At 41.3% G+C, this 13,010-nt stretch carries 16 protein-coding genes and 1 other annotated feature; all 16 genes read left to right on the top strand.

Annotated elements, in window-relative coordinates; translation table 11 throughout:
- Positions 1–42 precede the first annotated feature (42 nt).
- Entirely contained in the window at positions 43–1,422 is a 1,380-nt protein-coding gene (gene radA / locus NST09_RS00590; RefSeq protein WP_017359160.1) for a DNA repair protein RadA, read from the top strand.
- Positions 1,423–1,424: 2 nt separating this feature from the next.
- Entirely contained in the window at positions 1,425–2,504 is a 1,080-nt protein-coding gene (gene disA / locus NST09_RS00595; protein ID WP_007496267.1) for a DNA integrity scanning diadenylate cyclase DisA, read from the top strand.
- Between the two features lie 153 nt (positions 2,505–2,657).
- Complete coding sequence (locus NST09_RS00600; protein ID WP_003217214.1) at positions 2,658–3,758, top strand: PIN/TRAM domain-containing protein; 1,101 nt, start codon at positions 2,658–2,660, stop codon at positions 3,756–3,758.
- A gap of 13 nt (positions 3,759–3,771) precedes the next feature.
- Positions 3,772–4,461 (top strand): 2-C-methyl-D-erythritol 4-phosphate cytidylyltransferase, encoded by a 690-nt coding sequence (ispD, locus tag NST09_RS00605; RefSeq protein ID WP_008345432.1) that lies wholly within the window; start codon positions 3,772–3,774, stop codon positions 4,459–4,461.
- Positions 4,462–4,464: 3 nt separating this feature from the next.
- On the top strand, positions 4,465–4,941 hold the full coding sequence (ispF, locus tag NST09_RS00610; protein WP_007496273.1) for a 2-C-methyl-D-erythritol 2,4-cyclodiphosphate synthase: 477 nt from the start codon (positions 4,465–4,467) through the stop codon (positions 4,939–4,941).
- Between the two features lie 94 nt (positions 4,942–5,035).
- Positions 5,036–6,487, top strand: a complete 1,452-nt coding sequence (gene gltX / locus NST09_RS00615) for a glutamate--tRNA ligase (protein WP_007496275.1) — start codon at positions 5,036–5,038, stop codon at positions 6,485–6,487.
- Positions 6,488–6,717 (top strand) — a binding site (T-box leader). It begins immediately after the preceding gene.
- 81 nt (positions 6,718–6,798) lie between these two features.
- Positions 6,799–7,452 carry a serine O-acetyltransferase gene (gene cysE / locus NST09_RS00620; protein ID WP_017366453.1) on the top strand — a complete coding sequence of 218 codons (654 nt, stop codon included), beginning with the start codon at positions 6,799–6,801 and terminating at the stop codon, positions 7,450–7,452.
- Entirely contained in the window at positions 7,449–8,849 is a 1,401-nt protein-coding gene (gene cysS / locus NST09_RS00625) for a cysteine--tRNA ligase (protein ID WP_116307696.1), read from the top strand. Before cysE ends, cysS begins: the two co-directional genes overlap by 4 nt.
- Positions 8,850–8,852: 3 nt before the next feature.
- Entirely contained in the window at positions 8,853–9,284 is a 432-nt protein-coding gene (locus tag NST09_RS00630; protein WP_008345428.1) for a Mini-ribonuclease 3, read from the top strand.
- Positions 9,268–10,017, top strand: a complete 750-nt coding sequence (rlmB, locus tag NST09_RS00635) for a 23S rRNA (guanosine(2251)-2'-O)-methyltransferase RlmB (RefSeq protein ID WP_017359163.1) — start codon at positions 9,268–9,270, stop codon at positions 10,015–10,017. The genes NST09_RS00630 and rlmB overlap by 17 nt, the downstream gene beginning before the upstream one ends.
- A 2-nt stretch (positions 10,018–10,019) precedes the next feature.
- The gene (gene rae1 / locus NST09_RS00640) at positions 10,020–10,532 is read left to right on the top strand and encodes a ribosome-dependent mRNA decay endonuclease Rae1/YacP (protein WP_007496285.1); all 513 of its coding nucleotides are present in this window, start codon (positions 10,020–10,022) and stop codon (positions 10,530–10,532) included.
- Positions 10,533–10,595: 63 nt separating this feature from the next.
- Positions 10,596–11,252 (top strand): RNA polymerase sporulation sigma factor SigH, encoded by a 657-nt coding sequence (sigH, locus tag NST09_RS00645; protein ID WP_008345424.1) that lies wholly within the window; start codon positions 10,596–10,598, stop codon positions 11,250–11,252.
- Positions 11,253–11,328: 76 nt separating this feature from the next.
- Positions 11,329–11,478: a 50S ribosomal protein L33 gene (gene rpmG / locus NST09_RS00650; protein ID WP_008356502.1), complete on the top strand. Its 150-nt coding sequence runs from the start codon at positions 11,329–11,331 to the stop codon at positions 11,476–11,478.
- Between the two features lie 34 nt (positions 11,479–11,512).
- Positions 11,513–11,689, top strand: coding sequence for a preprotein translocase subunit SecE (secE, locus tag NST09_RS00655; protein WP_008345422.1), 177 nt, complete (start codon positions 11,513–11,515; stop codon positions 11,687–11,689).
- 171 nt (positions 11,690–11,860) lie between these two features.
- Positions 11,861–12,394 carry a transcription termination/antitermination protein NusG gene (gene nusG / locus NST09_RS00660; RefSeq protein WP_003217197.1) on the top strand — a complete coding sequence of 178 codons (534 nt, stop codon included), beginning with the start codon at positions 11,861–11,863 and terminating at the stop codon, positions 12,392–12,394.
- A gap of 171 nt (positions 12,395–12,565) precedes the next feature.
- Positions 12,566–12,991, top strand: a complete 426-nt coding sequence (gene rplK, locus NST09_RS00665; RefSeq protein ID WP_003216956.1) for a 50S ribosomal protein L11 — start codon at positions 12,566–12,568, stop codon at positions 12,989–12,991.
- Positions 12,992–13,010 lie beyond the last annotated feature (19 nt).

Here is a 13,010-nt window from a genome sequence, read left to right on the forward strand (position 1 = left end):
ACTTATTTTCTGACCAGTATAAGGAGTTGTATTCTTCAATCTATGGCTAAGTCAAAATCAAAATTTATATGCCAATCGTGCGGTTATGAGTCAGCCAAATGGATGGGGAAATGTCCCGGCTGCGGCACTTGGAACAGTATGACAGAAGAGGTCGTTCGTAAAGAGCCGGCAAATCGTCGAAGTGCGTTTAATCATTCTGTTCAAACCATTCAAAAACCTTCACCTATATCTGCAATTGAAACATCCGAAGAACCCCGAATTAAAACGAATTTAGAAGAATTTAACCGAGTATTAGGAAGTGGAATTGTCAAAGGTTCACTCGTTCTTATTGGCGGTGATCCTGGGATTGGGAAGTCCACACTATTATTACAAGTTTCAGCACAGCTATCAGATCAAAATCAGAATGTGTTATACATATCTGGTGAGGAATCAATCAAACAAACGAAGCTTAGGGCGGACCGTCTCGGTATTGAAAGTGCCTCTTTACATGTTTTGGCTGAAACCGATATGGAGTATATAACGTCTGCTATACAAGAGATGAAACCCGCTTTTGTTGTGGTCGATTCAATTCAAACCGTTTATCAAAGCGATATCACGTCAGCTCCTGGATCTGTTTCTCAGGTGAGGGAATGCACTGCCCAGCTGATGAAAATTGCCAAAACGAATGGTATTCCTATTTTTATCGTTGGTCACGTAACGAAGGAGGGCTCGATTGCTGGGCCGCGCCTTTTAGAGCATATGGTAGATACAGTTCTTTATTTTGAAGGGGAGCGTCATCATACGTTTCGTATTTTAAGGGCAGTGAAAAACCGTTTTGGTTCAACGAATGAATTAGGAATTTTTGAAATGAGAGAGGAAGGGCTCACAGAGGTATTAAACCCATCAGAAATCTTCTTAGAAGAGCGGTCAGCAGGTGTATCTGGATCGTGTGTTGTTGCCTCAATGGAAGGAACAAGACCTGTTCTAGTGGAGATACAAGCACTTATTTCACCGACGAGCTTTGGGAATCCACGAAGAATGGCTACTGGCCTTGATCATAACCGAGTGTCATTGCTTATGGCCGTTTTAGAAAAACGGGTAGGGCTGCTACTGCAAAACCAAGATGCCTATTTAAAAGTCGCAGGTGGTGTGAAACTTGATGAACCAGCGATTGACTTGGCTATTGCCGTTAGTATTGCATCAAGCTTTAAAGATGCAGCGCCGCATCAAGCAGATTGCTTTATAGGAGAAGTGGGTCTGACGGGAGAAGTCAGAAGAGTATCAAGAATTGAACAGCGTGTGCAGGAAGCTGCTAAACTAGGATTTAAGCGAATGTTTATTCCTCAGGCGAATATAGATGGATGGAAAAAACCGAGAGGGATTGAGTTAGTCGGTGTAGAAAATGTAGCAGAGGCACTTCGTATTTCACTAGGGGGATCATAGAAATGGAAAAAGAGAAAAAAGGAGCGAGAGAAGTCGATCTCTTAGATATTGTCCAGTTTGTGGCACCTGGGACACCCCTGCGGGCAGGGATTGAAAACGTCCTAAGAGCCAATACTGGAGGGCTCATTGTTGTTGGTTATAACGATAAAGTGAAAAGTGTGGTAGATGGAGGATTTCATATTAATTCTGCATTCTCCCCAGCACATTTATATGAATTGGCGAAGATGGATGGGGCGATTATTTTAAGTGACTCTGGTCAAAAAATCTTGTATGCGAATACACAGCTCATGCCGGATGCAACCATTCATTCATCAGAAACAGGCATGAGACACCGAACGGCTGAACGTGTAGCAAAGCAGACAGGTTGCTTAATCATTGCCATTTCTGAACGTCGGAACGTCATTACCTTATACCAAGGGAATCGACGATATACGCTGAAAGATATTGGTTTTATTTTGACGAAGGCCAACCAAGCGATACAAACACTTGAGAAATATAAAACCATTTTAGATCATGCCATTTCTGCGTTAAGCGCCTTAGAATTTGAAGAGCTTGTGACCTTTGGTGATGTATTATCCGTGCTACATCGTTATGAAATGGTACTTAGAATTAAAAATGAAATCAATATGTATATCAAAGAGCTTGGGACAGAAGGACACTTGATCCGTCTGCAAGTCAATGAGCTGATTACAGATATGGAGCAGGAAGCGGCATTATTTATTAAAGATTACGTGAAAGAAAAGATCAAAGATCCATATGTACTGCTGAAACAGCTCCAAGATATGTCGAGCTTTGAACTTTTAGATGACTCTATTTTGTACAAGTTACTCGGCTATCCAGCATCTACAAATATTGACGAATATGTGTACACTAGAGGTTACAGATTACTTCATAAAATCCCTAGACTGCCTATGCCAATCGTTGAAAACGTGGTCGAAGCATTTGGTGTGCTAGATCGAATTATGGAAGCGGATGTACAAGATTTGGATGAAGTAGAAGGAATTGGAGAAGTAAGAGCGAAAAAGATAAAAAAAGGATTAAAAAGACTGCAAGAAAAACATTATATCGACCGTCAGCTATAAAAAGAGAAATTTTTCTTAAATACGGTTAAAAATGGATGAATATGGGTATATTAATGATGGTTTTGTTTTCTGTTCATGATGATAGGAAACTTAAGCATATATCAATGTCAGATGAAGGTGGATTGACAGATGAAAAATAAAGGAGGTGAAGGTATGTTAAAAAGAATCGTTCAGGCGTTTTTTATCATTTTCGGTGCAGTTGTAGGGATTTTTATCATTCCAGAGTTATTTCTGCTGTTAAATGTGAAGGACATACCTTTCATAACAAATGCTTACTCTTCAGCACTAATAGGAGCCGCTGTGTTCTTTATCATTGGTAAATGGTGCACAGGCTATGTGGTTAATTGGGTGAAATGGATCGAGGATTCTCTATTGAAGGCGCCTCTTCCTGATCTTATATCTGGAAGTTTCGGTTTAGTATTTGGACTTATTCTAGCATATCTTATTGTAAACGTGATCCCGCTAAACAATATCCCATATCATATTTTTGGTACCATTATTCCGATTTTCCTGGCTTTCTTTTTAGGATACCTTGGATTTCAGGTAGGGTTTAAGAAGAAGGATGAAATGATGGGGTTGTTCTCCCGATCTGCAAAGGTCACAAAGAAAAAAGGAGCAGCTGATGATGAACCTGAAATAGAAGATAAAAAGCTGAAAATTTTAGACACAAGTGTTATCATTGATGGAAGAATCGCAGATATTTGTCAAACTGGATTCCTAGAAGGTGTGATGGTCATTCCTCAATTTGTACTCGAGGAATTACAGCATATTGCAGACTCTTCTGATGTATTAAAGAGAAATAGAGGCCGAAGAGGTCTTGATATTTTAAATCGTATCCAAAAAGAACTGGATATTAAAGTTGAAATTTACGAAGGTGACTTTGAGGATATTCAAGAGGTTGACAGCAAGCTTGTGAAACTCGCTAAGTTAACTTCAGGTGTTGTTGTGACAAATGATTTTAATTTAAATAAAGTATGCGAACTTCAAAAAGTAGCAGTGTTAAACATCAATGATCTAGCCAATGCAGTCAAACCGGTTGTACTGCCTGGGGAAGAAATGAAGGTACAGGTCATCAAAGATGGGAAAGAGCATAACCAAGGTGTTGCTTACTTAGATGACGGTACGATGATTGTGGTCGAAGAAGGACGCAATTATATTGGAAAAGACATTGATGTGCTCGTCACGAGTGTGCTGCAAACTGCTGCTGGAAGAATGATTTTTGCGAAGCCAAAACTTCTGGAGAAGGCGCTCTAAAGGGAGAACGAACATGTATTATGAAGTAGTTATTCCGGCTGCGGGGCAGGGGAAGCGAATGAAGGCCGGCCGCAATAAACTTTTTATTGAATTGAAAAGAATGCCGGTCATCATCCACACACTGAAGGTGTTTGACGCTCATTCACAATGTAGACGCATGATCTTAGCGATCAATGAGGAAGAGCGTCGTGACTTTGAAAGGCTACTGAAGGTACACGCTTTTCAAACGCCTGTTTCACTTGTCACTGGCGGTGAAGAACGGCAGCAAAGTGTATACGAAGGATTGAAGGCTGTGCAAGATGCGGACATCGTGCTTGTTCATGATGGCGCAAGGCCTTTTATTAAGCATACACAGATTGACTTGCTCGTTAAAGCAGCGATTGAAAAAGGCTCCGCAGTCGTAGCGGTACCAGTGAAAGACACAATCAAACGCGTTCAAGAAGGCAAAGTGGAACAAACCATTGAACGTCAGAGCTTGTGGGCAGTCCAGACCCCACAAGCTTTTCGTCATTCTATTTTAAAAGAAGCGCATGAACATGCGGAGCGGACAGGCTTTCTTGGAACAGATGACGCCAGTCTTGTGGAACAATTACACGGTGAGAGTGTGTATATTGTCCAAGGAGACTATACCAATATTAAACTGACAACACCGGATGATTTATTGGTTGCTAAGGCAATTATGGATGCGGAAAGAGGGTACTAGAACATGTTTAGAATAGGACAAGGTTTTGATGTACATCAATTAACAGAGGGAAGACCTCTTATTATTGGCGGTGTGACGATCCCTTATGAAAAGGGTCTACTTGGGCATTCAGATGCGGATGTACTGCTTCATACTGTGGCGGATGCCTGCCTAGGTGCGATTGCAGAAGGAGATATCGGCAGACATTTCCCAGACACGGATCCTGAGTTTAAAGATGCAGACTCTTTTAAATTACTTCAGCACGTGTGGGCACTTGTAAAAGAAAAAGGCTATACACTGGTGAATATCGATTGCACGATCATGGCGCAAAAACCAAAGATGGCACCATACATTCAGCCAATGTGTGAGAAAATCGCAGAAGCTCTTGAGGCAGATGTCACACAGGTGAATGTCAAAGCAACAACGACAGAGAAACTTGGATTTACAGGAAGAGGCGAAGGAATTGCCTCTCAGGCGACAGTGCTTCTTCAGAAAAAGTAAAATCCGTTTTGATGAGAATGGGTTTTGATGATAAAATACGTTTATAAAAAATTGGTGTCAGACAACATGATGCAGATGAAAGGAAGTTAAACTCATGGGAAATGAAGTGCGTGTTCGTTATGCACCGAGTCCAACTGGTCATTTACATATTGGGAATGCTAGAACGGCTCTTTTCAACTATTTGTTCGCACGCAGCCAAGGCGGCAAATTTATTATTCGAATCGAGGATACGGATCAAAAGCGTAATGTAGAAGGCGGAGAAGAAAGTCAGCTTCGCCACCTGCAGTGGCTCGGAATTGATTGGGATGAGAGCATTGATAAAGATGGGGGCTACGGTCCTTACAGACAATCAGAGCGTAATGATATTTACAAAAAATATTATGACGAGCTGCTAGAGAAAGACTTGGCGTATAAGTGCTATTGTACGGCTGAAGAACTAGAAGAAGAGCGTGAAGCACAAATTGCCCGCAGTGAAATGCCTCGATACTCTGGTAAATGCAGTCATTTATCAAAAGAAGAAGAGGACAAGCTGATTGCTGAAGGAAGAGAGCCAAGCATCCGCTTCCGAGTGCCTAAAGGAGAAATCATCAAATTTGACGATATGGTCAAAGGCGAGATTTCATTTGAAACAGACGGCATCGGTGACTTTGTTATTGTGAAGAAAGATGGTACACCAACGTATAACTTCGCTGTAGCGGTGGATGATCATTTGATGAAAATGACTCACATTCTTCGTGGTGAGGATCACATCTCGAATACACCTAAACAAATTATGGTCTTCAATGCATTTGGCTGGGATGTTCCGCTGTTCGGACATATGACGCTGATTGTAAACGAGAACCGCAAGAAATTAAGCAAGCGTGATGAATCAATTATCCAGTTCATCGAACAGTATAAGAACTTGGGCTATTTACCAGAAGCTTTGTTTAACTTCATTGCACTACTTGGGTGGTCTCCAGTTGGCGAAGAGGAACTATTTACAAAAGAGCAGTTCATCGATATTTTCGATGTCAATCGACTTTCTAAGTCACCAGCTCTCTTCGATATGCATAAACTAAAATGGGTGAATAACCAATACGTAAAAGCACTTGATCTTGATCAAGTTGTGGCACTTACACTTCCACATCTTCAAAAGGCAGGCAAGGTAAGCGAGCAGCTGACAGAAGAAGAAAACACGTGGGTGCGCAAACTCATTTCTCTATATCACGAGCAATTGAGCTACGGAGCAGAAATTGTTGAGTTAACAGAGTTGTTCTTTAAGGAGCAAATTGAGTATAATCAAGAGGCAAAGGAAGTTCTTGCAGAAGAGCAAGTACCAGAAGTGATGGCTTCGTTTGCAGGTCAGCTTGAACGTCTAGAGTCTTTCACACCTGATGAAATCAAGGCTGCCATTAAAGCGGTACAAAAAGAAACAGGGCATAAAGGCAAGAAACTATTCATGCCAATTCGTGTGGCTGTCACAGGACAAACGCATGGCCCAGAGCTTCCGCAAAGTATTGAACTACTAGGTAAAGAGACGGTATTAAACCGCATTAAACAAATATAAGGAAAATCGTTGCGAGGGAGAAGTACAATGTTTTCGCCTATCACAGAAAGAGTCTTCACCGGCTGAAAGAGACTTATGGGCAGACGTTGGAAATGCACCCTCAAGACCCTTGAGGAACACGTATGTTAGTATGCAAGGGCGGTACCCTCCGTTATGGGATGAAGTTGAGAAAGCTTGCAATAAGAGGCTTTCTAAACAGAGTGGAACCGCGTTTTCAAAACGTCTCTGTCATATGGCAGAGGCGTTTTTTATTTGTCCAAAAAAGAGAGCAAGTCCTAAGAGAGATTGATGGGGAAGAACGGGGGGAGCATGTGTTTTTCAAAATGCTGAAAGAAGATATTGATACTGTGTTTGATCAAGATCCTGCTGCTAGAAGCTATCTTGAAGTAGTGCTAACCTATTCAGGGCTTCATGCGATTTGGGCTCATCGTGTTGCGCATGCATTTTACAAGCGTAAGCTGTATTTTCTTGCGCGGATCATTTCTCAGGTCAGCCGGTTTTTCACAGGGGTTGAGATTCACCCAGCAGCAACCATCGGCCGGCGGTTCTTTATTGATCACGGCATGGGCGTCGTGATTGGGGAAACATGTGAAATTGGCGATAACGTCACTGTTTTCCAAGGTGTGACATTAGGGGGAACAGGGAAAGAAAAGGGAAAGCGGCATCCAACTATTTTGGACGATGCCCTGATTGCGACTGGTGCTAAGGTGCTCGGTTCCATTACCGTAGGAAAAGGGTCCAAGATTGGTGCGGGGTCTGTTGTGTTAAAAGACGTACCAGACCATTCCACTGTTGTAGGTATACCTGGGCGAGTGGTCGTTCAAAATGGAAAGAAAATCAATCGTGATCTCAATCATCAAGATTTGCCAGATCCAGTTTCTGATCGTTTCAAAGAATTGGAGCGAGAAATGGAAAAGCTAAAACGTGAGCTGGCTTCATTGAGCAGAAAGGAAGAACAATCATGACAATCAATATTTATAATACATTGACACGTAAGAAGGAAGAGTTTGTCCCACTTGAACCAGGAAAGGTCAAAATGTATGTATGCGGACCAACCGTGTATAACTACATTCACATCGGGAATGCAAGACCTGCCATTGTATATGACACGGTACGTAAGTATTTAGAATATAGCGGCTATGATGTGAATTTCGTATCCAACTTTACTGATGTGGATGATAAACTCATCAAAGCAGCAAATGAATTAGGCGAGGATGTCCCAACGATTGCTGATCGGTTTATCCAAGCATACTTTGAGGACGTCAGTGCATTAGGCTGCAAAAAAGCAGACCTTCACCCGCGAGTGACAGAAAATATGGATGATATCATTGCGTTTATCGCCACATTGATTGAAAAAGGCTACGCCTATGAAGCAGATGGTGACGTGTATTTCAGCACACGCTCATTTCAAGGCTACGGAAAACTGTCTCACCAATCGATTGATGAATTAAAGACAGGTGCCCGTATTCGTGTAGGTGAAAAGAAAAGGGATGCACTCGACTTTGCATTATGGAAGGCCGCAAAGGATCAGGAGATTTCTTGGGATAGCCCGTGGGGAGAAGGGCGCCCAGGGTGGCACATCGAGTGCTCTGCGATGGTCAAAAAGTATTTAGGCGATACGATTGACATTCATGCTGGCGGACAGGATTTAACGTTCCCTCACCACGAGAATGAGATCGCTCAATCTGAGGCTTTGACAGGAAAACCTTTTGCGAAGTATTGGATGCATAACGGGTATATTAATATTGAGAATGAAAAAATGTCAAAATCACTTGGGAACTTTGTGCTCGTACATGACATTATTAAAGAACAAGATCCAGATGTGCTTCGTTTCTTTATGCTGTCGGTTCACTATCGTCATCCAATCAATTACTCCATTGACTTATTGGAAAGTACAAAGAGTGCATTTAACAGACTCAAAACATCTTATTCAAATCTACATCATCGCCTTGAGAGCAGTACCAATTTAACAGAGGATAACACGGAATGGCTGACAAAGATTGAAGAGCAGCGAGCGACATTTATTTCTGAAATGAATGATGACTTCAATACGGCAAATGCCATCTCTGTTTTATTTGAACTAGCGAAACAAGCGAATTACTATATGGAAAATGATCATACTTCTGAGGAAGTGATCAAGGCATTTATTGGCTTGTTCCAAGAAATTACATCCGTCCTCGGCTTCTCACTAGAAGAAAAGCACACGCTTGACGAAGAGGTAGAAGCATTAATTGAGAAGCGGAATGAAGCTAGAAGGAATCGTGACTTCGCATTGTCTGATCAAATTCGTGACCAGTTAAAGAGCATGAATATTGTATTGGAGGACACTCCTCAAGGTACGCGCTGGAAAAGAGGAGAATAGGTCATGTTGAATTTTGAAAAGCTGAAAGACGGAAAACAGTTGAACGGACTTGCGCTTGCTTATATGGGTGATGCCATTTTTGAAGTATACGTGAGGCATCACCTCCTCCAAACGGGGGCGACCAAACCAAATGAGCTTCATAAACGTGCAAGTAAGATCGTTTCAGCTAAATCTCAGGCCGCTATTTTATTTGAGCTTCAGCAGAAGGGCTTTTTCACAGAAGCGGAAGAAGCGGTGCTGAAAAGAGGAAGAAATGCAAAATCAGGCACAGTGCCTAAAAACACAGACGTTCAAACGTATCGTTATAGTACAGCGTTTGAAGCGCTCATGGGTTATTTATTTATTGAGAAGCAGGACGAACGCTTAGAAGAGTTGATTAGTCAGGCGATTGAAATCGGAACGTCAGGGAGGAAGACAAATGAGTCAGCAACATGATTATGTGATTGGGAAAAATGCAGTGATTGAAACACTGAAGTCAGATCGGGAGTTATACAAGCTCTGGATGGCAGAAAACACTGTAAAAGGACAAGCCCAACAGGTCATTGAACTCGCGAAAAAGCAAAATATCACCATTCAGTATGTTCCGAGGAAAAAGCTTGATCAAATGGTAACAGGTCAGCACCAGGGAATCGTTGCACAAGTAGCAGCATATGAATATGCAGAATTGGACGATCTGTATCAAATTGCTGAAAAGCGGAATGAACAACCATTTTTCATCATCTTAGATGAAATTGAAGATCCGCACAATTTAGGGTCGATCATGCGTACGGCCGATGCTGTTGGTGCACATGGAATCGTCATTCCAAAACGACGAGCGGTAGGCTTGACGACAACTGTTGCGAAAGCATCTACTGGAGCCATTGAACATATCCCGGTCGCAAAAGTAACCAATCTTTCCAGAGCTCTTGATGAAATGAAGGAAAGAGGAATCTGGGTGGCAGGGACAGATGCATCTGCGAAGCAGGACTACAGACAATTTGACGGCACGATGCCTCTCGCTCTTGTCATCGGCAGTGAAGGAAAAGGAATTGGCCGATTGATTAAGGAAAAATGTGATTTCTTGATTAAATTGCCAATGGCCGGGAAGGTCACTTCATTAAATGCATCAGTTGCCGCTAGTCTATTGATGTATGAAGTGTATCGAAAACGTTATCCGTTAGGAGAATAGAGATGGACATCCTCTTAGTCGATGGATACAACATGATAGGTGCATGGCCTCGTTTGCAGCACTTAAAAGAAAACAGCTTTGAAGAAGCCAGAGACGTGCTGATTCAACATTTAGCAGAATATCAAGCATATACAGGGTATCGAGTCATTGTCGTATTCGATGCCCATATGGTCAAAGGAATCGAAAAGAAGCGGACAAACCACCGAGTAGAGGTCATCTTTACAAGAGAAAATGAAACGGCTGATGAGCGGATTGAAAAACTGGCACAAGACTTGAATAACATTCGGACGCAAATTCATGTGGCGACCTCTGATTATACAGAACAATGGGCAATTTTTGGACAGGGTGCACTTCGTAAGTCAGCACGAGAGCTATTAAGAGAGATAGAAGTGATTGAACGAAAGATTGAAACACGTGTCAAAAAGATTACTTCTGATAAACCAGCATCCAAAATTGAATTGTCAGAAGATGTATTGAAAACGTTTGAAAAATGGCGGCGGGGAAACTTGGAATAGCTTGACGATATTTCAACCATTATTGTATAATATTTCTATCTAGGTGCGGTCGGGGGGATCGAAGTGAATCTAAACAACAGCAAGGGTAAGTCCATCAGAGAGCAATTTTGCCAGTTGGAAGATGAACAAGTCATTGAAAGGGTTCATGTCGGAGATAGTGATGCGCTAGATTATTTAATAACGAAATACCGCAATTTTGTACGTGCGAAAGCAAGATCTTATTTCTTGATTGGAGCGGATCGAGAGGACATTGTCCAAGAGGGGATGATCGGACTTTATAAGTCTATCCGCGATTTCAGAGAGGACAAGCTTACTTCATTTAAGGCTTTTGCAGAATTATGTATTACCCGCCAAATTATCACCGCAATTAAAACAGCTACTCGCCAAAAACATATCCCGTTAAATTCCTATGTATCATTAGACAAGCCGATATACGATGAAGAATCGGACAGAACATTATTGGACGTCATTTCCGGTGCTAAAGCGCTTAACCCAGAAGATTTAATCATTAGCAAAGAAGAATTTGATGATATTGAAATGAAAATGGGTGAATTACTAAGCGAGCTGGAAAGAAAGGTACTTGTGCTTTATCTTGATGGTAGGTCCTATCAGGAGATTTCTGAAGATTTAAACCGTCATGTGAAATCAATTGATAACGCACTCCAAAGAGTAAAGAGAAAATTAGAGAAATATTTAGAGCTGCGCGAGATCAGTCTCTAATCAAACCTATATTGACAGCTTTTTCGACACTGTGATAAGGTACTAAGGAAATGATGTCGAGAAAATAGGTGTAAATATGAGGAAAAAGATTACTCTAGCCTGTAAAGACTGCGGAAGCCGCAATTATACGACAATGAAAAGTGTTGCTTCAGCAGCTGAAAGATTAGAAGTTAAGAAATATTGCAAGACTTGTAATTCACATAAAACACATTTAGAAACGAAGTAGGATTTGCGTTCTTTAATCTGTGGAGGTCTTTTACATGCGTATTATCAGTTTCTTAAAAAGTGTCGGGAAAGAAATGAAAAAGGTCAGCTGGCCAAAGAAAAACGAAATGGTCCGCTACACGATCACTGTTATTTTAACAGTCGTATTTTTTGCCATCTTTTTCTCTTTTCTTGATATAGGAATCTCACAATTAATCGAATTAATTCATTAATACTTGAATAATGGTCTGCTGAACGTGCTATAATAGATCATAATATGACTTGCCAAAAAACCCGTTTTACGGGTTTTTTCAATTGCTTGAAAATATTTACCGGTACTCGAGATTCGTCAAATAGACATTACGAAATGTGGGGAGGGAAGGACTAAATAGTCCTGAACGAAAATGGAAAAGAATTGGTATGTTGTGCATACGTACTCTGGCTATGAAAACAAAGTGAAAGCAAACTTGGAAAAGCGTGTTGAATCAATGGGCATGCAGGATAAAATTTTCCGCGTTGTTGTACCAGAAGAAGAAGAAACGGACATTAAAAACGGTAAGAAAAAAGTAGTGAAAAAGAAAGTATTCCCTGGATATGTGCTAGTAGAAATCGTCATGACTGACGATTCTTGGTATGTCGTTCGTAATACACCAGGTGTGACAGGATTCGTTGGATCAGCTGGATCAGGCTCTAAGCCGACAGCGTTATTACCTGGCGAAGCGGAAACCATTCTGAAGAGAATGGGACTTGAAGAGCGCAAGACAGAAATCGACTTTGAACTAAAAGAAACAGTCAAGGTCATCGATGGACCATTTGCTAACTTCACAGGCTCTATCGAAGAGATTGATTATGATAAAAGCAAAGTCAAAGTATTCGTTAATATGTTTGGTAGAGAAACTCCTGTGGAACTTGAGTTCACACAGATCGATAAATTGTAATTTAAAAGAGCTTGAAATGAGTGTATAGAAGTGGTAATATAGCAAAGGTACGTCTTGAGTTCGCTCAAGATCGCTAGCTAGTTATTTCGTCATTCATATAAAGAATGAAGTTGTTGAGTGGGAGGGGGATTCCCCTATTACCACATCACGGACTTTAAGGAGGTGTGTCTCGTGGCTAAAAAAGTAGTTAAAGTTGTTAAATTGCAAATTCCTGCTGGAAAAGCTAACCCAGCTCCACCAGTTGGACCTGCACTAGGTCAAGCCGGTGTTAATATCATGGGATTCTGTAAGGAGTTTAACGCTCGTACAGCTGACCAAGCTGGTCTTATCATTCCTGTTGAAATTTCGGTTTTTGAAGACCGTTCATTTACATTTATTACTAAAACTCCACCTGCTGCAGTTTTACTTAAAAAAGCAGCTGGTATTGAGTCTGGTTCTGGTGAACCTAACCGTAATAAAGTGGCAACTGTTAAGCGTGATAAAGTACGCGAAATCGCGGAAACAAAAATGCCTGACTTAAACGCTGCTAGCGTTGAATCAGCTATGCGCATGGTTGAAGGTACTGCACGCAGTATGGGTATTGTCATCGAAGATTAATTTTTTGTCTTGTTGGGTT

This window comes from Bacillus sp. FSL W7-1346, from assembly GCF_038593335.1.
GTDB lineage: Bacteria > Bacillota > Bacilli > Bacillales > Bacillaceae > Bacillus > Bacillus altitudinis.